Annotated in this window: 23 protein-coding genes, 4 tRNA genes and 1 riboswitch; of the genes, 5 read left to right on the top strand and 22 right to left on the bottom strand. The window is 42.9% G+C overall.

Translation table 11 applies throughout. The features are described 5' to 3' along the window. Positions 1-101 precede the first annotated feature (101 nt). Positions 102-581 (top strand): tRNA (cytidine(34)-2'-O)-methyltransferase, encoded by a 480-nt coding sequence (locus E0H88_RS10295; protein ID WP_131274096.1) that lies wholly within the window; start codon positions 102-104, stop codon positions 579-581. 58 nt (positions 582-639) lie between these two features. Here E0H88_RS10295 and E0H88_RS10290 read toward each other — a convergent pair whose 3' ends face one another. The 6 genes from E0H88_RS10290 to rpoD form a co-directional block, all read right to left on the bottom strand. Beyond that, positions 640-2034: an APC family permease gene (locus E0H88_RS10290; RefSeq protein ID WP_092819742.1), complete on the bottom strand. Its 1395-nt coding sequence runs from the start codon at positions 2032-2034 to the stop codon at positions 640-642. Between the two features lie 264 nt (positions 2035-2298). Beyond that, positions 2299-3483, bottom strand: coding sequence for an iron-containing alcohol dehydrogenase (locus E0H88_RS10285; protein ID WP_092819741.1), 1185 nt, complete (start codon positions 3481-3483; stop codon positions 2299-2301). A 1-nt stretch (position 3484) separates the two neighbouring features. After that, positions 3485-4018 carry a hypothetical protein gene (locus E0H88_RS10280; RefSeq protein ID WP_131274095.1) on the bottom strand — a complete coding sequence of 178 codons (534 nt, stop codon included), beginning with the start codon at positions 4016-4018 and terminating at the stop codon, positions 3485-3487. Between the two features lie 77 nt (positions 4019-4095). Continuing rightward, positions 4096-4755: a lipoyl(octanoyl) transferase LipB gene (lipB, locus tag E0H88_RS10275; RefSeq protein WP_131274094.1), complete on the bottom strand. Its 660-nt coding sequence runs from the start codon at positions 4753-4755 to the stop codon at positions 4096-4098. A 164-nt stretch (positions 4756-4919) separates the two neighbouring features. Next, on the bottom strand, positions 4920-5207 hold the full coding sequence (locus E0H88_RS10270; protein WP_092819857.1) for a YbeD family protein: 288 nt from the start codon (positions 5205-5207) through the stop codon (positions 4920-4922). Positions 5208-5323: 116 nt separating this feature from the next. Next, entirely contained in the window at positions 5324-7210 is a 1887-nt protein-coding gene (rpoD, locus tag E0H88_RS10265; RefSeq protein ID WP_131274093.1) for an RNA polymerase sigma factor RpoD, read from the bottom strand. A gap of 369 nt (positions 7211-7579) precedes the next feature. On the opposite strand from rpoD, the gene E0H88_RS10260 reads away from it, so the two are divergent. Together E0H88_RS10260 and E0H88_RS10255 are read left to right on the top strand one after the other, a co-directional pair. Then, positions 7580-7789: a PA3496 family putative envelope integrity protein gene (locus tag E0H88_RS10260; protein ID WP_086176283.1), complete on the top strand. Its 210-nt coding sequence runs from the start codon at positions 7580-7582 to the stop codon at positions 7787-7789. A 68-nt stretch (positions 7790-7857) separates the two neighbouring features. After that, positions 7858-8382 carry a YecA/YgfB family protein gene (locus E0H88_RS10255; RefSeq protein ID WP_092819737.1) on the top strand — a complete coding sequence of 175 codons (525 nt, stop codon included), beginning with the start codon at positions 7858-7860 and terminating at the stop codon, positions 8380-8382. A 136-nt stretch (positions 8383-8518) separates the two neighbouring features. On the opposite strand, the gene E0H88_RS10250 is transcribed toward E0H88_RS10255, so the two are convergent. The 4 genes from E0H88_RS10250 to trhO all read right to left on the bottom strand — a co-directional run bounded on the left by E0H88_RS10250 (position 8519) and on the right by trhO (position 11102). Beyond that, entirely contained in the window at positions 8519-8932 is a 414-nt protein-coding gene (locus E0H88_RS10250) for an ABZJ_00895 family protein (protein ID WP_131274092.1), read from the bottom strand. Positions 8933-8961: 29 nt separating this feature from the next. After that, positions 8962-9579, bottom strand: coding sequence for a DedA family protein (locus E0H88_RS10245; RefSeq protein ID WP_131274091.1), 618 nt, complete (start codon positions 9577-9579; stop codon positions 8962-8964). 84 nt (positions 9580-9663) lie between these two features. Beyond that, entirely contained in the window at positions 9664-9948 is a 285-nt protein-coding gene (locus E0H88_RS10240) for an FUSC family protein (protein ID WP_131274090.1), read from the bottom strand. Between the two features lie 221 nt (positions 9949-10169). Continuing rightward, positions 10170-11102: an oxygen-dependent tRNA uridine(34) hydroxylase TrhO gene (gene trhO / locus E0H88_RS10235; protein WP_131274089.1), complete on the bottom strand. Its 933-nt coding sequence runs from the start codon at positions 11100-11102 to the stop codon at positions 10170-10172. Positions 11103-11326: 224 nt separating this feature from the next. On the opposite strand from trhO, the gene E0H88_RS10230 reads away from it, so the two are divergent. Then, positions 11327-11797, top strand: a complete 471-nt coding sequence (locus E0H88_RS10230) for a DUF1289 domain-containing protein (RefSeq protein ID WP_502699730.1) — start codon at positions 11327-11329, stop codon at positions 11795-11797. A 139-nt stretch (positions 11798-11936) separates the two neighbouring features. On the opposite strand, the gene ribB is transcribed toward E0H88_RS10230, so the two are convergent. The 12 genes from ribB to E0H88_RS10170 form a co-directional block, all read right to left on the bottom strand. Then, positions 11937-12596, bottom strand: coding sequence for a 3,4-dihydroxy-2-butanone-4-phosphate synthase (gene ribB, locus E0H88_RS10225; RefSeq protein ID WP_131274087.1), 660 nt, complete (start codon positions 12594-12596; stop codon positions 11937-11939). 94 nt (positions 12597-12690) lie between these two features. Continuing rightward, positions 12691-12851, bottom strand: a riboswitch (FMN riboswitch). A 147-nt stretch (positions 12852-12998) separates the two neighbouring features. Continuing rightward, positions 12999-13379, bottom strand: coding sequence for an aspartate 1-decarboxylase (gene panD / locus E0H88_RS10220; protein ID WP_086196843.1), 381 nt, complete (start codon positions 13377-13379; stop codon positions 12999-13001). A gap of 143 nt (positions 13380-13522) precedes the next feature. Then, positions 13523-14104 carry an aminoacyl-tRNA hydrolase gene (gene pth / locus E0H88_RS10215; protein WP_131274086.1) on the bottom strand — a complete coding sequence of 194 codons (582 nt, stop codon included), beginning with the start codon at positions 14102-14104 and terminating at the stop codon, positions 13523-13525. A gap of 19 nt (positions 14105-14123) precedes the next feature. After that, positions 14124-14420 carry a 50S ribosomal protein L25 gene (gene rplY, locus E0H88_RS10210; protein ID WP_131274085.1) on the bottom strand — a complete coding sequence of 99 codons (297 nt, stop codon included), beginning with the start codon at positions 14418-14420 and terminating at the stop codon, positions 14124-14126. A gap of 99 nt (positions 14421-14519) precedes the next feature. Next, on the bottom strand, positions 14520-15473 hold the full coding sequence (locus tag E0H88_RS10205) for a ribose-phosphate pyrophosphokinase (RefSeq protein WP_086196840.1): 954 nt from the start codon (positions 15471-15473) through the stop codon (positions 14520-14522). Between the two features lie 36 nt (positions 15474-15509). Further along, a tRNA-Gln gene (locus E0H88_RS10200) sits at positions 15510-15584 on the bottom strand. Positions 15585-15676: 92 nt separating this feature from the next. Then, a tRNA-Gln gene (locus E0H88_RS10195) sits at positions 15677-15751 on the bottom strand. Between the two features lie 41 nt (positions 15752-15792). After that, a tRNA-Gln gene (locus E0H88_RS10190) sits at positions 15793-15867 on the bottom strand. 27 nt (positions 15868-15894) lie between these two features. Then, positions 15895-15969 (bottom strand) — tRNA-Gln (locus E0H88_RS10185). Position 15970: 1 nt separating this feature from the next. Further along, positions 15971-16801 carry a 4-(cytidine 5'-diphospho)-2-C-methyl-D-erythritol kinase gene (ispE, locus tag E0H88_RS10180; RefSeq protein WP_131274084.1) on the bottom strand — a complete coding sequence of 277 codons (831 nt, stop codon included), beginning with the start codon at positions 16799-16801 and terminating at the stop codon, positions 15971-15973. Positions 16802-16825: 24 nt separating this feature from the next. Further along, entirely contained in the window at positions 16826-17407 is a 582-nt protein-coding gene (gene lolB / locus E0H88_RS10175; RefSeq protein ID WP_092819727.1) for a lipoprotein insertase outer membrane protein LolB, read from the bottom strand. An 8-nt stretch (positions 17408-17415) separates the two neighbouring features. Continuing rightward, entirely contained in the window at positions 17416-19128 is a 1713-nt protein-coding gene (locus E0H88_RS10170; RefSeq protein WP_131274083.1) for a tetratricopeptide repeat protein, read from the bottom strand. A gap of 78 nt (positions 19129-19206) precedes the next feature. On the opposite strand from E0H88_RS10170, the gene hemA reads away from it, so the two are divergent. Then, positions 19207-20496: a glutamyl-tRNA reductase gene (hemA, locus tag E0H88_RS10165; RefSeq protein ID WP_092819726.1), complete on the top strand. Its 1290-nt coding sequence runs from the start codon at positions 19207-19209 to the stop codon at positions 20494-20496. The last annotated feature ends 5 nt before the right edge of the window (positions 20497-20501 follow it).

Raw genomic sequence — 20501 nt, 5'->3', positions numbered from 1 at the left:
GCAAACGGAACGCGGTACTTGGCCAAGAAATCCTCTATCGAGTTCCCGGCTTGATCAGTAAAGTCCAAACATTGCCTAAATAAAATTAGAGTGAGTAAAAAGTGATCCACGTTGTTTTGTACGAGCCAGAAATTCCTGCCAACACCGGGAATATCATCCGTTTATGTGCCAATACCGGTGCGCAACTTCATTTGGTTAAACCGCTGGGTTTTGAGCTCGACGATAAAAAGCTGCGACGTGCAGGTCTGGATTATCATGAATGGGCACACATGAAAGTGTGGGAAAACTTTGCAGAATGCTTAGCTCATTTAGAAGAGCAAGGCATTGATCAGGATGCTATTTATCCTTTAACCACCAAAGGTTCTGAAACTCCGCATACCTCAAATTTAAACCGTCCTGTGGCTTTATTGATGGGCCCTGAAACACGCGGTCTGCCTGAAAATGTACGCATGATGTTCCCGGAAAAACACTGGATTCGTTTACCCATGGCAGCAAACTCTCGTAGTTTGAACCTGTCTAATGCTACAGCAGTTATTCTGTATGAAGCATGGCGTCAGCAAGGTTTTAAAGAACTGGTCTAATTTCAGATCATAAAAAAAGACGCATTGAGCGTCTTTTTTTATGCATGGAATCATGGCATTAATGCGTATCATCAAACTCGTTGTGCTGTGGAGCAGGGTGTTTGAAACCTTTGGTTTTATAACCCAGGTACAAAATACCGAACATTGCCCACCATAAACCGAATTTCAATGCGGTATCTTCAATTTCTAGCCACATGGCAAAAATACTTAAGAAGCCGAGTAAAGGAATGACGACAAAGCTAATAATGTCTTTGATATTTTTGGTACGGCCATCACGTAATGCATAACGTGAAATTACAGACAGATTCACAAAGGTAAAAGCAGTGAGGGCACCGAAACTGATCATTGAAATCACGATGTCCAGATCCATGAAACCAGCAGTTAAAGCCACGCCACCGACAATCAGAATGTTGTAAACCGGTGTGTAGCTTTTCGGACTGATATGACCAAAAATCTTTTTGTTGATCACGCCATCACGGCCCATCACATACATTAGGCGTGAAACGCCCGCATGTGCAGAAATACCGGATGCCATCACCGTAACGATTGCGAAATAAAGCACCACAGTTTTGAATGCTACTCCACCAACGGCTTGAAGAATGTCCGGCTGGGTTGCAGCAACATCTTCAAAATATGTCTTCGGATCATTTGGAAAGTAGATTTGCATGAAGTAGGTGCTAATAATAAAGATGACACCTGCAATAAGTGCAGTCAGGAAAATCGCTTTGGGTAAGGTCTTTTCAGTATCTTTAGTTTCTTCTGCCAGTGAACTGAGTGAGTCAAAACCGGTAAAAGAGAAACAAAGCAATGTTGCACCGGTAATTAAAGGGCCTAAAGCTGTCATTTCATTCCAGAACGGATCCAGGCTCCACAACTGGTATTTGGCATTTGCCAATGTCCCATCGGCATTGACCCCACCTGCAAGTAGAGAATAAACCATCCAGGTGAAGTACCCGATGACTGCCAGCTGAACCAATACAATCAGGCCGTTGAAGTTGGCAACGAATCTGGCACCCCGCAAGTTTACCCCGGTCATAAATGCGGTCAGTACAACGACCCAAACCCAATGGTTCACGCCAGGGAAAAGGGCTTCCAGATAAATGACGGCCAAAATGATGTTGACCATTGGTGACAGTAGATAATCGAGCCATGATGACCAGCCCACCATAAAACCGACATTAGGGTGAATCGATTTTTGAGCATAGGTATATGCCGACCCTGATGAGGGATAACGACGGATCATGTGTCCATAACTAATAGAAGTAAACAGAATTGCAATGAGGGCAATAATGTATGAAGTTGGCACGTGATAATGGCTTTCTTCGGAAACCAGACCGAATGTATCAAATAATGTCATTGGCTGAATATAAGCTAAACCAATAATAATGATGTGCCACAGTCCAAGCGTTTTTTGCAGTTTAGCTGCCGATTGAGTCCCAGAGATATTTGTCAACGGCGTTATCCTCTTATCGTTGATCAAGGATCAGTCATGTTTACAAGGATCGTTTGAGACGAACGATCCCCCCTAAATGAATAAAACAAAAGTGCGCCAATCTACTCCAGTTTGGTACCTTTTGCCAATATCTTTATGAATTTTTAATGCAGTAAATATGCCATTTGATATAAAAGATTCGCTTTAATTTTCCATAAAGTAAAAGCCTGATGCTCAAAAAAACATCAGGCTTATTTTTGGCTATATTCACTTATTTTTCAATATTTACCAAGCTTTTTCTAAAATCGCTTTTAAATCACTCAGGGTGGCTTCTTTCGGATTGTAAATAATAGAACCGTCATTTAATGCTTTGTCTGCGACTTCATTCAATTGCGCTTCTGAAACCTTGCCGGTTTCACGTAAAGTACGTGGCAATTTAGTCAGTGCATATAAACGATCACGCATGGTCAGAATTGTAGCAATCGCTTTATCGGCACGTAAATGTGCTGGGGTTTGCGCATAAATGTCTGGGCCAGCTAAAGGGAGTAACAATTCGGCAATTTTATCGCCATTCACTTCCTTGTTGTACTCCAGCACATAAGGCAGGAACAGGTTCATGCATAGGCCATGGGGCAGGTGGGCAACCGCACCTAGGGCATGTCCTAATGAATGCACTAAACCAACCATTGAATTGGAAAATGCAATCCCGGCCATGGTAGAAGCTTGGGCCAGTTCCAGGCGGCCAAACTCATCTGTCGGGTTGTCCAGAACATTGAACAGGCTGTTGCTGACTTTTTTGATCGCAGCAGTTGCATAAGCATCGCTGATCGGATTGGCTGCCATGCAGGTATAGGCTTCAACCGCATGCGTCAGCGCGTCCATAGCTGTCATGGCAGTTAAATGCGGCGGCAAGGTCTGGGTCATACGCGGATCAAGAATGGCAGCATGCGGCATCAGGTAATAAGAGGCAAATGGCATTTTGACATTTTTTTCCAGATCAGACACCACAGCCACCATGGTCACTTCTGAACCGGTACCTGATGTGGTTGGGATCACGAAAAATGGTTTTAACGGTTTTGGCAGGTTATGTGCACCTGAATATTTAAGCAGGTCATCGCCGCCTTCGGTCACCAGGATATTGGTTGCCTTTGAAGTATCAATGACTGAACCGCCACCCACGGCGATAATCGCATCACAATTATGATCACGATAAGCTTTTGCTGCATTTCGAACGGTTTGTACGCTTGAATCTGGTGGAACATCATCAAAAATATGGCCAATTACCGCATCGGTAGATTCAAAGGCAGCCTCAATAGGAGCGAGCAGATTGTTGCTGCGTACGCCTTTGTCGGTAATGATGAGCGGGCGTTTTGCACCTAAAGTAGCAAGTTCAAACGGAATATGTTCTAAGGCGGCATGACCTGCGATGACTTTGACTGGACAGAAAAATTCGTAATAAGGCTTAGCCATGTTATGCACTCCGTTTAAAATAGGATTGAGCTACTTTCAAATAAATATTTGCAGCTCCCATCAGTTTTTCTTTTAGGCTCAATTCGGTTGGGTATTGTTTTACAGCAAGCTCGGCGAGGAGTTTAGGTAAAATCAGCGCTTCCATTTTGTTTAAGCAGCGTACCAGACGAATGGCAAATGAAATATCTCCATCGGCTATCATACGGTCGTGGGCAAAAGCCTGTGCAGTACTTTCCTGAAAAGAAAACACTAAAAAAGCATGGCTTAAATGCTTAAAAGTAATGGTGAGGTCAGGTTTGCGGTCTACAGATTGCAGTAATTGTAATTGATGGTCTTCCGTGACTTTTGCAATAAAAGCTGGGCCATTCGGAAATACTTTCATCGATAGCACAAAACCGACAGGAAATTTTGCAACTTCCTGTTTGACTTCGGCATCGACTTGACTCGCCATGACTAAACCTCTGCCAATCACATCCATCATGAGTTTGACATAGGTCAGTTGTAAAGCGGGCTTAACGGATTTGGTTGAAATCACTCGCGTATCCCTTATCTAAAAAATATTTTATTAGTTTAGAGTAAATACTCTAATTTATTTTTATGTCAAAAGCAAAGTTATTGTTGCATGATTTGAACTTCACTAAAGTAACCGCTGCTGTTTAAAGTTTCAATGATATCTATGCATAAGTTCTCGAATTTTGGGTAATCTGGAACCAGGTCCTGAATACGGACCATCTCTAAACCTGCATAACCACATGGGTTAATGGTGTGGAAACCAGACAGGTCACAGTCAATATTCAGGGCCAGTCCATGATAGCTGCGTCCTTTGCGGATTTTAAAACCCAGCGAACCAATTTTACGCTCATTGACATAAACGCCCGGTGCATCCGGTTTGGCATAGGCTGCAATGCCATATTTTTTCAGCAGTGCAATCATTAAATTCTCAGCATAAGACACCAGCGTGCGTACATTCCAGCCCAAGCGGTTTAAATCAAACATGAAATAGGCAACCAGCTGACCCGGACCATGCCAGGTCACTTGTCCACCGCGATCCGTTTGTACCACCGGTATATTGCTGGACATAAGAATGTGTTCAGGCTTGCCGGCTTGGCCTTGGGTCAGCACATCATGATGCTGCAAAATCCACAGTTCATCTGGGGTATTCTCATCACGGTTTTCAGTCAGGTTTTTCATATCCTGAAAGCGGTCGAGATAGGGAGTGAGCTGGTTAAATTGGCGAATAATCAGTTTAGGTTTTAGAACAGCATCAGTCACGTGAAGTGCGTCCTTAAAAGTTTTTAAGAGGATGCAAGAATTATAATGAAATCATGCCAAGATGGGGATGATCGCTGCACGATTTAAACTTTTTTGTAGTATTAATAATATTTTTATTGTCCTATAAATAAAAAAAACACGCATGAAGCGTGTTTTTTTTATTCTTAAAGCGCAGTTTTAATCAATGGGCAGGCTGCCAGGTCAGCATATAAAGCATGTACCTGTTCCAGTTCGACAAAAACAATTCGAGCAGTCAAAGAATGATATTTCCCGGTACGTGAAGGTTGTACCTTGATGCTGTTACCGTCAAAGTCTGGGAAATGTTTTACCAAAATGTCTACAACAGCAATATGTAACTCTTCGCAGGCTTCACCAATCAGTTTGATTGGATAATCCATAGGAAAGACCCAAAGATGTTCTTGAAGTTCACGAGATGGTGTACGGTCTAACATGGTCATAGTAGTCCCACTTATATATCAAACGCCTGCGTAGTGCAGGCGTTATGTGTTGCTGAATACTAGATGGGGCTATTGGACAACTTTTCAACCCCCATCGGTATTACTATGGCTTAGTCATTTTCCAGGAATGAACGCAAGTGTTCAGAACGGGAAGGATGACGTAATTTGCGTAATGCCTTGGCTTCAATCTGACGGATACGTTCACGGGTAACGTCAAACTGTTTACCGACTTCTTCCAGTGTATGGTCGGTTGGCATATCAATACCAAAACGCATTTTCAAGACTTTCGCTTCACGTTCAGTCAAGTTTTCCAGCACTTCTCGAGTCGCTTCTTTCAGGCCTTCTGAAGTTGCTGCATCTACCGGAGAGGTGATGTTGCCATCTTCAATGAAATCGCCAAGATGTGAATCTTCATCATCACCAATTGGCGTTTCCATAGAAATCGGCTCTTTGGCAATTTTAAGCACTTTGCGGACTTTAACTTCGTCCATTTCTAGACGTTCACCCAATTCTTCAGGCGTTGGTTCACGACCCATTTCTTGAAGCAATTGACGTGATACACGGTTGATCTTGTTAATCGTTTCAATCATGTGTACCGGGATACGAATAGTACGCGCCTGATCGGCAATTGAACGGGTAATTGCCTGACGAATCCACCAGGTAGCATAGGTTGAGAATTTATAGCCGCGACGGTATTCAAACTTGTCTACGGCTTTCATCAAGCCGATGTTACCTTCCTGAATCAGGTCAAGGAATTGCAAACCGCGGTTGGTATATTTTTTCGCAATCGAAATAACCAGACGCAAGTTAGCTTCCACCATTTCTTTCTTCGCACGACGGGCTTTGGCTTCACCCACTGCCATACGTTTAGAAATGTCTTTAATTTCCTTAACATTCAAGCCTAACTCTTTTTCGATGTCGGCAATCTTTTGCTGGAATGCCAGTACATCTGGACGTACTTTTTCCAGGTAAGCCTTCTGCTCGGCAGGTGCTTTGGCAATTTGTTCATCTAACCAGGCTGGATTAGATTCCTGACCCGGGAAAGAGGTACGGAACTGGGTACGGTCCATACGGCCACGGCGTACCGCATAACGCATCACTTCACGCTCAGATGTACGAATCTGTTCATGTGTGCCACGAATCATTTCAGAAATGATGTCAAATAGACGTGGAGTGAACTTGAACATCATAAACACGGTGGCAAGTGCCTGAAGCGCTTCATCTGCCTGTTTACTGTTGCGACCGTGCTTTTCAATTGCAGCTTTGGTTGTTTTCCAGGCTTCTTCCAGTTCAGCAAAACGTACGCGTGCAATTTCTGGATCAGGACCTGACTCACCTTCAGAATCATCTTCACTTTCAGATTCTTCTTCGTCATCATCGTCCAGTTTTACATCTTTGGTCGATTTAGAGGTTGATTCTTCCTCGTCATCAATGTCCGCTTCATCTTCTAAAACTTCTGGAATTTCTTCATCAGATTCCGGGTCTAAATAGCCCGATAAAATATCAGCAAGACGACGTTCACCTTCAATGACATCGTTATATTCTTTTAATACAACTTCAACGGCATTCGGCCAGTAGGCAATCGAGTGCAGAACGTCACGAATACCTTCTTCAATGCGTTTAGCAATGCTAATTTCGCCTTCACGCGTTAATAGTTCAACCGTGCCCATTTCACGCATGTACATGCGTACGGGATCTGTGGTACGACCAGGTTCGTTTTCAACAGAAGCAAGTACGGCTGCCGCTTCTTCTTCGGCAACTTCATCGGCAGCTTCAGCATTTGAGCCATCGAACATGGCGTCATCAGATTCAGGCGCACGTTCATGAACTGGAATACCCACGTCCTGAAGCATCTGAATGATGTCTTCAATCTGTTCGCTTTCCGTGATCGAGTCCGGGAGATGATCGTTAACCTCAGCGTAAGTTAAGTAACCTTGCTCTTTGCCTCGGCTAATCAGAGCCGCTACTTGCGAAGTAGGGGAAGTCATATCGCTCATCTTTGCTTACTCTTCGTTGAATCTGTGGCAGTGAAAAACCGTGCATGATAGCACAATTTGCTTAAAATTGTTTTGAATATTGATTGCTCAAGTCTCATTTAAAAATATGAATTTGATTTAACAATTGTTTTCAATATTGGGCTGGAATTTTTTTTTTCAAGTCCATAGGGTGGAACACTCAAAATATACTGAGTTTTGAACTGGCCAGGCTGAAAATTCTAGGTACTAATAAATACACAATTTTTAGGGGGAAAAACAAGATTAAACCAGGTTTGTGAGAGAAAAAAATAAAAATACTTGACAAGAATATAGAAGCAGGATAAATAGCGCCTAGACCCATTCACTTTTTTTCACCATGAGGTAGTTTTAGTGTCTTCTACAGATTTTGAACTAGATGATAGCTACAGTGATGATGATGTTAGTTTTGATGAAGTATCAAGCAAAATTAGTGCTAAAGAGTCGTTAGAAAAACGTCGCCTCATTGATGACCTTCTCGCACAACGTCGTTTAGAGCGCGAGCTGAAAGATTTTGATTATGATCTGGATGATGACGACGATTTTGATGACGAAGAAGACTAAAATTGGATTCTGTATAGCGGGCTAAAATGCTATGCTATGCCGTAGTTATTTTACAAACTGGATTTTAAATGAGTGCTTTAGATTTAGACCTTTTGAGCGAATATCTAGATGGCGACCAAAATGAATATGGTCTAGATTTCCCGGCTACTCATGGCTTTTTATGTGCAATTGCGGTTGGTCCGAAATTCGATAAATGGCTGGACGAACTTTTTGACAACAATCAAAAGAAAGTGCCTGCAGAAATTATTGCACAAGTAAAAGCATGGTTAGAATCAATTCGTCAAAGCTTGGCCAATGAAGAAGGAATCGAGTTTCCTTTTGAAATTGAAGAAGCAGATGTGGATTCAAGTTTAGGTGACTGGAGCGTTGGCTTTGTCGATGCGATGTTCTTAAACGAAGATGCCTGGTTTACGCCTGAACATGAAGAGCAATTGGTTGACTTAACTTTGCCAATGATGGTGTTCAGTGGTGTGGACGAAGAAGATCCGCAAATGGAATCTTTCCGTCGCAATGGCCAGCTCATGGATGAAATTGCTGAAGAAATTCCAGATAATTTGAATGAATTATATTTAATGTACCACACACCAGCCTGATGGTACGCCTTGCACTGTAATAATTACAGTTCATGTATTCATATCAAATTAATTCCTTAAATAAAAAAAGCACCATAAGGTGCTTTTTTTAGGCGTGTTCTTTTATAGGAGGTGGGGTATGCATCATGATTAAAAACTATTTGAATTTATTTAATGTATATCGGGCATAGCCATTGTAAGCAATATAAAAGATCAGCCCATGTAAGGCAATCGCAGCTGCGACCAACCATGAATTTCGGGCTCTCCCAGCATAATTCATCGTGATTAGAATTTCCTCAGTTCGCGGATGCATAAAAATTGAGATAAACATCACGATAAAACCAATGGTCATGGCAATCACTGTTGATCCCCAAACCAGTGTATTTTTTTCCTTGGCATTGGGTAAACGTTGTTCTTTTTTGACAAAATGTCTGGCACTTAGAAAAGCGGAAGCGATCAGCCCAGGCAGCACGGTTATGGCATTCAGCTTTAAAACAAAAATCAAGAGGCTGACCAAAAGAATCAAGACCATACTATAAACAACTACAAAATATTTAAGATAATGCGATATTGCCTTAGCCTCCCGAGGATAACCTTGATTCAGGATGGACGATTTTTACGCTGCTGTCTACGGTATACAACCCAACCAATAATGATGACTACAATGGACATAATCACATAACTGACTTTACTGAAAATTTGCTGCATTAAATGCTGGTTTTCTCCAAAATAAAAACCGACACACGCGAGGAATGTAGTCCAGATAATAGTACCTAAGCCACTGTAAAACATAAACTTCCAAAATGGCATTCGACTCATGCCTGCGGGAATACTAATGAGCGAGCGTACAGCAGGAATCATGCGGCCAAAGAATACGATGCGATGTCCATAGTGTTCAAACCAGTCCAGTGACTTTTTAACATCGCTCGATTTGATAAATAGATATCTGCCATAGCGGTCGACAAAACGAAAGATGCTGTCATGGTTAAACTTATAGCCAATCCAGTACAGTAAAGCAGCTGCAAGCAATGAACCGAAACAGCCGGAAATGATGACGCCAAACAAAGTTAGCTGGCCTTGCGATGCAGAATAGCCAGCGGAAGGCATGATGATTTCAGAAGGAATGGGAGGAAATACATTGTCAAGAAACATCAGCAGGGCAATACCGAGATAGCCCAATTGTTCCATAATGGAAATAATCCACTCTGTCAGATTCATAAAGTGATAAAAATATTAGTGATATTTACCCATCCTAAATTTAATTTGTTGCAGGGTAAAGCATAGCCAAGCAATCCCTTTGGATTATTCCTGGCTATGAATCAGTGTATGGATATAAACTTTTCTTAAACTATAGGCAAGTGCAAATGGAATCACACCGAGCAAGGCATATTCCAGCAAATTAGGTGTGAGATGATAGGCAATAAACAGGGAGAAAATACTGCCAATCACTGCTCCCATCATTACAATAAACAGATGGGATTCTTGCTCTAAAGTTTGTTTAATATGTTCTACTTTTTGCAGATTTTTTTCGCGTACCAGGTAAAAGCGTCGAGTATAATGGGCTGAGCGACTAATTGTTCTTGACATAATTTAACTCCTTTTTCACGTTACTTTTTAGGTTATATGTTAAATATTTCGCGTTAAAAATTAATGGTTTATAAGTTTGTTGTAATTTTTATTTCAGATTAACAGATTATTTGTGACTTGACACACATTAATGGTAAAACTTGGTGATCTTTTTTTATTTATTGTTGTTTTTAGGTAAATAATCAAAGCCCTCTTATGAGGGCTTTGATTCAGGACATCAATTATAGGCGTTTGCGTTTCGCTGCTGCAATTTGTGACTGACGCATACGGAAACCGGCTTTTTGTTTTTCGCTGGTTTTGTCGATGCAGTATTTGCAAGACACGCCATGTTCATAGCTTGGAAGTTGCACTTCTTCGGGAAGCAAAGGCCAGCCACAAGCATGACACTTAATGTTTTGACCTTCTTCTACACCATGAGTCACAGCAGTACGGCCATCAAAGACGAAACATTCACCTTCCCACATGCTTTCTTCGGCAGATGTTTCTTCCAGATATTTTAAAATACCGCCTTTCAAGTGATAGACCTCATTAAAACCTTCTTGAAGCAATAATGAAGTGGATTTTTCGCAGCGAATACCGCCGGTACAGAACATGGCAATTTTCTTGTCTTTATGCTGCTCCAGTTCTTTTTTGACATATTCCGGGAATTCACGGAAGGTTTCAGTTTTAGGGTCAATCGCGCCTTTAAAGGTTCCGGCTTTATATTCGTAGTCGTTACGCGTATCAATCAAAATTACGTCGTCACGTGCAATCAGTTCATTCCATTCTTTTGGATCAAGATAGTGCCCGACTAAATCGCGCGGTTTGACTTCAACGCCTAAAGTTACAATTTCTTTTTTCAGTTTGATTTTCATTTTACGGAATGGCTTGTCAGAGCTGTGAGACTCTTTATATTCCATTGCGTTAAAACCTTCATTCAAAAGGAATTGATGAATGGTATCGATTGCTGCACGGTCACCCGCTACAGTACCGTTAATGCCTTCTCCTGCAACAATGAGAGTTCCACAAAGATTGATGGTTTTTACCAAATCAAGAAGACGTTGCTGCAGATCGGCCGGATCTTGAACTTCTTTAAATTGATATAGTGCCGCAACAACCCAGTCAGTGGTCGCTTGCTGTTCTACAGGTGCAAGCTGTTCTACAGTAGCGTTCATGGAAAACTCCAAATGTATTTAGGTAAGACAAAATTTAAGGCGCATATTCTAACGTGAATTGGCACAATTAGCGATAAAACCGAGTATGAAATATGGTTTTTAATTTGCTGTTTGGGGATGTATGATGCCTGTGCTCATTGCATCTTAAATCAGAAAAATGGTCTGAATTTGCCAGATCTGAATGTTGTTGAATTTCGGAGTTTATTTTGAATACTGATCGTCAAATGGCCTCTTTGACTCCATGTGCAGGGCGTTGCTCTACGGTGTTTGGTGATTCGGTCTGTCGGGGGTGTCGTCGTTTTAATCATGAAGTGATTAAGTGGAATACCTATACAGCAGAGCAGCATACGGCCATTTGGCGTCGATTGGATTCACAGCTGGATCAGATTTTGATTCCGATGTTGCCCATGGCGGATATCGCCCATGTTGAAGGTTTTGTTTTATCCAAGCGTGTACGTTTGCGTCCGGATGCGAGTAAAGGTCGCAAGCTGTACCATGCGTTAAAGTTGTGTGAGAAAAATCGTCATTTTACTGATGAGAGTGGTTTAGGCATTCACTATAAAGAAGTGCGTCCTTTGTGGGATGAATTTGAGCGACGTGTCTTGGCACTTGCCACGGCCAGTTATGATTTGGCCTTTTTACGGGCTGATGGTATCAGTATGCATTTGCTGCAAAGTATGCAAGAAGAGGACTAGGTTCTTTTTTAACTTAAAATTTATAAATAAGATTCCTTCATTTTGGGTGCATTGAAATAGTCTGGATTTCAAAAAGTCATCAGGCTAAATGATCCAGCCTGATGACTTTTATTTTTTGTAGAAAGCTATGTGGCGTGGTTTAGAGATTGTGCTGCAAACGGTACTGTACAAGTTCTTCAATGGTAATCACGGTTAAATGATGAGTCTGTGCATAAGACAGAACCTGAATGCCAGATGCCATCGTACCGTCAGGATTGGTCAGTTCACACAAAACACCAGCGGGCTTCAAGCCAGCCAAACGTGCCAGATCAATGGTGCCTTCGGTATGGCCGCGTCGAGTCAAAACACCGCCTTCGCGTGCACGCAAGGGAAACACATGACCCGGCCGATTCAGGTCACTGGCCACGGCACCATCCTGAATTGCGGCTTTAATGGTGGTAGTACGGTCTTTTGCCGAAACTCCTGTAGTTACCCCTTGTGCGGCTTCAATGGTCACGGTAAAGGCGGTTTTAAACTGGCTGGAGTTGTCAGTCACCATGGGTGGGAGTTCTAAATGATTGGCCAGTTCATCGGTCAGGCAAAGACAAACAATGCCGGAGCCATCACGAATCATGCGAGCCATCGTTTCCACAGTTAAGGTTTCTGCCGCCACAATCAGGTCGGCTTCATTTTCACGCTCAAAGTCATCCATCACCAAAACCGGTTTGCCTTGGCGGATATCTTCTAAAGCTTTTTGAATACGTTGTTCAGCTGGGGGGAGGGCTGAAAAGAAAATTTCGGGTTGAATCAAACTAGACATTGAAACGCTCTCGTAAAATAAACATACGGTTGAACATTTCAGGACTGATGCAGAAATGGGGTCGCAGCGATATATCACATATAAATATCGGTTACGTCGTCTTCTTTCATCCGGACTATACCGTCGGCTTTGGTTTTTCACCAAATCTGCGAGTAAACCCTGTTCGGTTTACAGGCTCGTGGGCTGATTAAATCCTATAGAAATATAGTTTTAAATTACCACCGGTGGGGAATTGCACCCCGCCCTGAAGCGATGTGCCATAAGTATAGACCTGTTTTGCAGGCAGGGCGCAAATTTCTATAGATCAATCAGTCATATGGATAGTAATTATGTGAATAATAAAACGAAATTAACAGACAATAAAAAAGCCCGCATATTGCGAGCTTTTCATGTCTTTCAATCTTAAGCCACTTGAACAGGAATACAGTTGGCTGTGTGGTTCACTGTATTGTCCGGATTTGCATAAACCAGGCGAGGTTTATGGGCATTGGCTTCAGCTTCAGTGAAATCACCAAATGTGGCGATAATCATTAAATCGCCCACATCTGCTTGCAGGGCAGCGCCGCCATTGACTGAAATGATGCCTGAATTTTCTTCACCACGGATGGCATAAGTGGTAAAACGCTTACCATTAGTCACGTTCCACATATGAATTTCTTCATATTCACGGATACCGGCTAAATCCATTAACACGCCGTCAATTGCACAAGAACCTTCATAATGTAATTCTGCTTGTGTCACGACACAACGGTGAATTTTAGCTTTTAATAAACGAGAAAGCATGGCTAGCGTCTCCTTAGTTGACCTAAGATTTTATCTTAGTTAAATCAAATCACTTCTTACTGGATCAGTAATCCGCAGAAAGCGCATTTTGCTCCGAAAAAAGCAACATGGCAAGAAGGAAAATTCAATTATTTGTAGAATGATCAGTTCGGTTTGTAGGCATTAATTTGATTCATGGCTGGCTGTATGTCACCGTTCACCAGCAATTTAATGCGAGATAAAGCATGTGCAATAGCGTCATCCATTAAACCTTGTTCGCTGCTTGGAGCTTTGCTCAGGACATGACCCGATACGCGTTCTTTAGAACCCGGGTGCCCAATACCGATACGCAAGCGATGGAAATTAGGGCCTGTATGCGGAACGATATCACGTAAACCGTTATGTCCACCGTGACCACCCCCTGTTTTCAGGCGAATGACACCAGGGTCCATATCCAGTTCATCATGTGCAATCAGCATTGATTCAGGAGCAACTTGATAGAATTTGGCGAAGGGTACAACACTTTTGCCAGAGGCATTCATAAAGGTTGTGGGTAACAGCAGACGAACGTCCTGACCTTCGATATTACCTCGACCACTGATTCCGTAGAATTTAGGATCGGCTTTGAGAGAGATGCCATATTGTTCTGCAAGGCGTTCAACGAACCAGAAGCCTGCATTATGGCGGGTTTGGGCGTATTCCTTACCAGGATTGCCCAAACCAACAATTAGCGAAAGTTTTGACACTAATTTACACCGTTAACACTTATGCGCGTTTGAAGTCAGCGTGCAATGGAGTGTTTTTAGCTGGGTGGCGTTGTAAAGCTTGGATTTTAACGCTTTCAACTTTGTCGCCAACTTTAATTTCAACAACTTCTTCAAAGAAAGCGTTGCTTTCAAGCGCTTTAACAAGCTCACGAAGCTCTAAAGTAACTGCTACAGGTTCAGCAGCACCACCGTAGATGATTGCTGGTACTTTGTTTTGAAGACGAAGGCGGCGGCTCGAACCTTTCCCTTGTACTGCTTCTTCACGTGCTGCTGCGTTTAATACGAAGTTTGCCATGATAGACATTCCTATTTAAGTTTAATTAAGCTGAGTTTTCGACCAGCTCAGCGATAGAAAACCCTGCTTGAGGCAGGGTTTTGAAAATTTAGCGCTATATTATAGATAAGAATCAAACATTGCGCTAATAGATTCTTCGTTGTTAATACGACGAATTGTTTCAGCAACCATGCTGGCGACTGAAACCTGGCGAATCTTACCAAGTTCTTGGGCTTCTTGAGACAGAGGAATGGTATCTGTGACAACGAGTTCGTCGATTACAGAATTCTTCAGGTTCTCAATTGCTTTACCAGAAAGTACCGGGTGAGTTGCATAAGCAACTACACGGCGCGCACCAAACTGTTTAAGTGCATCAGCAGCTTTACATAAGGTACCTGCTGTATCCACCATGTCATCCACGATAACGCAGTCACGATCTTTAACATCACCAATCAAATGCATCACTTGTGATTCATTGGCTTTTTGACGACGTTTATCGATGATTGCAAGATCGATATCACCCATTTGTTTTGCTACAGCACGGGCACGAACTACACCGCCAACGTCTGGAGAAACAACCATGAGGTTATGGTGTTGCTGTTGACGAAGGTCAGCAAGTAATGCAGGAGTACCGTAGATGTTGTCTACAGGGATATCGAAGAAACCTTGAATCTGGTCAGCATGAAGGTCGATCATTACTACGCGGTCAATACCCACAGTTGTCAGCATGTCTGCGACAACTTTTGCAGTGATTGGTACGCGGCTTGAACGAGGACGACGGTCTTGACGAGCATATCCGAAGTAAGGGATGACAGCAGTGATACGACCTGCACTTGCACGGCGCAAAGCGTCAGCCATAACGAGGACTTCCATCAGGTTGTCATTCGTTGGGGCGCAAGTAGGTTGTACCAGGAATACGTCTTTACCACGGACATTTTCAGTAATTTCGACAGCGATTTCACCGTCAGAAAATTGACCTACAGATGCTGCACCTAAAGGGATGTGCAGATGGCTTACGACTTTTTGGGCGAATTGTGGATGTGCAGTTCCACTAAAAACGACAAGATTGGGCATGAAGCACCCTTGGCGGTTGGAATGTTTGAAAATAGATGGCAGGGGCGGCTGGATTCGAACCAACGGATGCCGAGATCAAAACCCGGTGCCTTACCACTTGGCGACGCCCCTAATGCGGCAGAACTTTAATATTTTTGCTGTTCTGTGTCAAGGTGAATTAACAAATGAACATGCAAATACTGTACTGTCTTTTTTGAGAAAAATGGCAGGGGCGGCTGGATTCGAACCAACGGATGCCGAGATCAAAACCCGGTGCCTTACCACTTGGCGACGCCCCTAAATTTGATTGCTATATTGTGATTTAAACCATAAGTTTAAATGGCAGGGGCGGCTGGATTCGAACCAACGGATGCCGAGATCAAAACCCGGTGCCTTACCACTTGGCGACGCCCCTAATACAGTAATCTACAGATGAATATGATGGCAGGGGCGGCTGGATTCGAACCAACGGATGCCGAGATCAAAACCCGGTGCCTTACCACTTGGCGACGCCCCTATCATATAACCTCGAAATGACGTAATGGTGATTCATTTAAACTATTGACCAAGTAAGCTTTACATGGTGAATGAGCTAAAATCTCATCAATATTCATATCGGCAGTTACTTCAGTAAAAACACAAGCACCTGTACCTGTAAGTTTTGCAATACCGAACTGGTCTAAATACTGCATCGCTTTATCAACTTCAGGATATAGGCTTCTTGCCAAAGGCTCAAAGTTATTTCCAAAGTTAAATGGCTTTAACTGATAGGCGCAAAATTTAGTAGGCTTCGTGTCTCTTGTCAACGTTTTTTGTGAAAAAAGCAGTTGAGTGCTGATAAAACAATCAGGTTTTAACACAATGTATTGTTTTTGATCTAAGTCTATGAATGTTAAGTGTTCACCAATGCCTTCTGCCCAGGCATTCCGGCCATGAACAAAAATGGGCACATCGGCACCGAGTTTTAGCCCCAGTTCGGCCAGCTGCTCAATGTTTAAGCCACATTGCCATAACTGATTGACCACAATGAGCGTGGTCGCTGCATTTGAAGAGCCACCGCCAAGTCCTGCACCCATGGGAATGTTTTTTTCAATGCGGATGTTTAAGCCCGAAAATGCTTTTGCATACGGCTTTAAAATCTGTGTTGCCTTGAAAATCAGGTTGTGCTCTAAATCGACGCTGCTTAATCCATCAATACTAATTTCAGGACTTGCTGTTTGGCTAAATTCCAGCCAGTCATACAGGTCAATCAGCTGAAAAATACTTTGCAATTCATGATAGCCGTCCTCGCGACGACCGGTGATATGCAAAAAAAGATTAAGCTTGGCAGGAGAAGGAACACGAATCATAGAATTTTGAACTTTTGGATAGGCTTAACGGTTTTGAATGAGCATTGTAATACGGTTTTCCTGACCGGACTCAAGGAGTTGTTTGAGAATTAGCTTGTTTGGCAGCTGCGCCTGCTCGTTATAACTCAGGTCAACGGTCCAGCCATCTTCCAGAAACTGAATGGGACGGTTTTGCTCATCTTTACTGATTTTTGCCTGTGTAGTTGCCGGTTTGGCCTGAACCCAATCGACTAGGTGGGTAATAGGGGCTTGCCAGCCAGTGGCACGCTGCAATAATTCTTCAGGTGTGTCGGCTTGAATCAAACCTGTTTTGGCGCTGTTGAGGGTAACATTACCGGGTTGGCCTGAAATCTGGGTTTTACCCACGCCCAAAATTCCGCTGAGCTCGATGTCAAATTCATCTTGCTGTTGTACCCAGGTGAAGAATGCACTACCAGACTGTCCCGGTGTTCTTACTCCAATTTTACCTTGCAGATTAAAATTTTTTGCCGCTTCAGGAATCTGGGCAACATTCGGTGTTTGAGGTTGGGTGTATTGTTGGCAACCGCTCAGGATTAGCGTGCTTGCTGCAATCAGGCTTAAACTGAATTTAGAAAAAATGTGCATACAGATAGTTAACTCTTTTTCATGGGTTGCGGTAACAGTAACGATTTCAATTGTTCTAATTGCGGATCATTCGGATGATTTTTTTGTAATTGTTGTAACACTTTACTAAATTTTGTCAGCTCACCTTGCATGTATAAAGATTTTGCATAACGCACTCCAATTTTCACGTTTTGACTTAATTTATAAGCTTGCTCTAACACTTGAGCCGAGGTTTTAAAGTCGTTTTGTAAAAAGGTGATATAGCCTAACGTATCTAAAATAGAGGCTTGTTCGGGAGCAAATTCCAGGGCGTGTTCGACATACTGGCGGGCTTCATCTAAACGCCGGTTTTGCAGTGCCAGCGTATAGGCATAGGCATTCAGGTAAGTCGGGCTATGGGGCTCTATTTCCAGCAATTTTTTCAATAATCTATCAAGTTTTTCCCGGTCTTGAAAAGGATCGAGCAATAACACTTCAGAGTAAATCAGTTCCGGATCATCCGGAATGTTTTTAATGGCTTCATCGAGCAGGCGTATCGCTGCTTTTTTATTGTCCATGCGTTTTAAAATATCGGCCTGTGCCTGATAGAGAAAACTGGCATATTGAGGGTAATTGACCCGTTCTTGGGTCAGGAAGCGCAGTGCATCGGTAGGCTGGTTCTGGGCGGAAAAAATATTGATCATGCTGCGGCGCGAAACTGTGTATAGGCTGCCATCCACTAGACGATAATAGGCTTTTGCCGTTTCAAAATGTTGCTTTCTTTCGGCATTGACTGCCAGATAGTAATAGGCTTCATTTTGATATTGAGTAGAATAACGTAACTCGACTAAATACTTTTCAGCTTTTTCATATTGTTGCAAGTCAATACTGGTCAAACCGGCAATAAACAGCGCTTCTTCTTCATGGGGCCATTTTTTTAGCAAATTTTCGAGTTTATTGAGTGCCTCTTCTGATTTATCTAGCTTAATCAAATATTTAATTTCAGCTAAGCGAACCTCTATATTATTTTTATGTTTGCGGCTGGCTTTATTATACCATTTTAGGGTTTCTTCATCATTTCCCAGGGCACTGAGCAAATTGGCCTTCATTAAAATAAAGCCGGTCACATTGGCACGCTTTTTTAATGCACGACTGATGGTGGTCAGCGCTTGTTCCAGCTGTCCGTTTTGTGCTTCTAAACCTGCAATGAGCACCAGTACCGAAGGATTGTCCCGCTCTTTGCTTTTACGCAAGGCATCAATTAAATAATCGCGATCTTCAGGATCTTCCGGCGCAATGCCGACCAGAATTTTTTCCAGGTCTGCATTAGGGTCAATCTTTAAAATCTTGTCCAGCGTTTCTGCGGCCAGTTCATATTCATGGGCTTTTAAGGCAATATGTGAAAGATAAAATAAAGCCGGTACGTCGCTTGGTTCCTGTACCACCCAATGGGTGGCAATATCCAGGGCCGCTTTCAGGTCATCCTGTTCAATTGCAACATTTAAGGCGCGTTGTTTAACCGTGGTGGAATTGCTTTTAATTGCAAGCACGGTGTAGTTGTGTAATGCTGTGGGAATGTCATGATAGGTCAGTGCAAATTCAGCAATCATGCTTTGTTTTATGGCATTATAGTTTGAATTGGCATGATAAATTTCTCCAGATGCTCTAATATGAGCACTGGAAGCCATGCTACCCACAAGTAAGAATGTGGTAGAATATTGCTTAATTGTCGTGCCGTTTATCCGGCTATTTGTTTGACGCAATTTTTCTTGATCCAAGTAATGCTTTTTATGACACCAATACCGCACAATAGCATAAATTTAGCGAAATGATGATCTGATATGTCTTTCTTTGCATTGGGTGTCAACCATCAAACCGCCTCTGTAGAACTGCGTGAGCAGATTGCATTTAATCCTGAAAAATTAATGCACTTGCTTGCCCAGCAAAGCCAAAACCATGACCTGAATGATATGGTAGTGGTCTCTACATGTAACCGCACCGAAGTTTATGCCATGTCTGAAAATGCAGACATGGTAATGAATTGGCTCGCCGAAGCAAATGGCCTAGATGTTAAACAATTGTTTAATCATGTATATCGTTATGAAAATGCGCAGGCAGTGACCCATTTAATGCGGGTGGCCAGCGGTCTGGATTCACTGATGCTGGGTGAACCGCAAATTTTGGGACAGGTAAAATCTGCATTGTCTCTGGCTAAAGATGCACATACCGTTTCGCCGGATTTAAACCGGATTTTTGAATATGCCTTTTATGCAGCCAAACGTGTGCGCTCGGAAACCGCAGTGGGGAGTCATGCGGTTTCGATGGGCTATGCCGTTGCCCAGCTGGCCCTGCAGGTTTTTAGCAAACCTGAAAAACTGACCGTGATGGTGGTCGCTGCAGGGGAAATGAACAGTCTGGTAGCGAAGCATTTAGCGGAAATGGGTGTGGGAAAAATCCTGATTTGTAACCGGACCCGTGCGCGTGCAGAAAATCTGGCACAGGAAATTGCCCATCGTGTTGATGTGGAAATTATCGAGTTTTCCGAACTGGCGGTAAATTTGCACCGGGCAGATGTCATTTCAAGCTGTACCGGAAGTTTGCATCAGGTTATTTCCTATCAAGATGTTAAAACAGCGTTGAAAAAGCGTCGTTATCAGCAAATGCTGTTGGTGGATTTGGCCGTTCCGCGCGATATTGATCCCAAAGTAGAATCCCTGGATGGCGTGTATCTTTATGGCGTCGATGATTTACAGAGCGTGATTGATGACAATCTTGCCCAACGCCGCCAGGCGGCGGTTGAAGCCGAGGTGATGGTCAACCAGTTGGCTACGGATTTGCTCACGCAGCAAAAAATTAAAAATGCTGGCAGTACCATTCAGGCTTATCGTGCACAGGGTGAAGTACTCAGGCAAGAAGAACTGACTTTGGCAATGTCCCGTATAGCCAAGGGTGACAATCCGGAGCAGGTTTTGCAGGAATTTTCGCACCGGCTGACACAAAAATTACTGCATCCGACTTCTATCTTGTTGCGACAGGCAGCCAAGGCGGAAGATCCGGGATGTTTTGAATCGATGCGTGAACAGTTAGAAGAAGTATTTGCCAAACGGCGTAATACCAAACACGAATTTTAAGCTGT

This window comes from Acinetobacter sp. ANC 4216 (assembly GCF_004331195.1).
Taxonomy (GTDB): domain Bacteria; phylum Pseudomonadota; class Gammaproteobacteria; order Pseudomonadales; family Moraxellaceae; genus Acinetobacter; species Acinetobacter kookii.
This window is presented reverse-complemented; position numbering and strand designations above follow the sequence as displayed.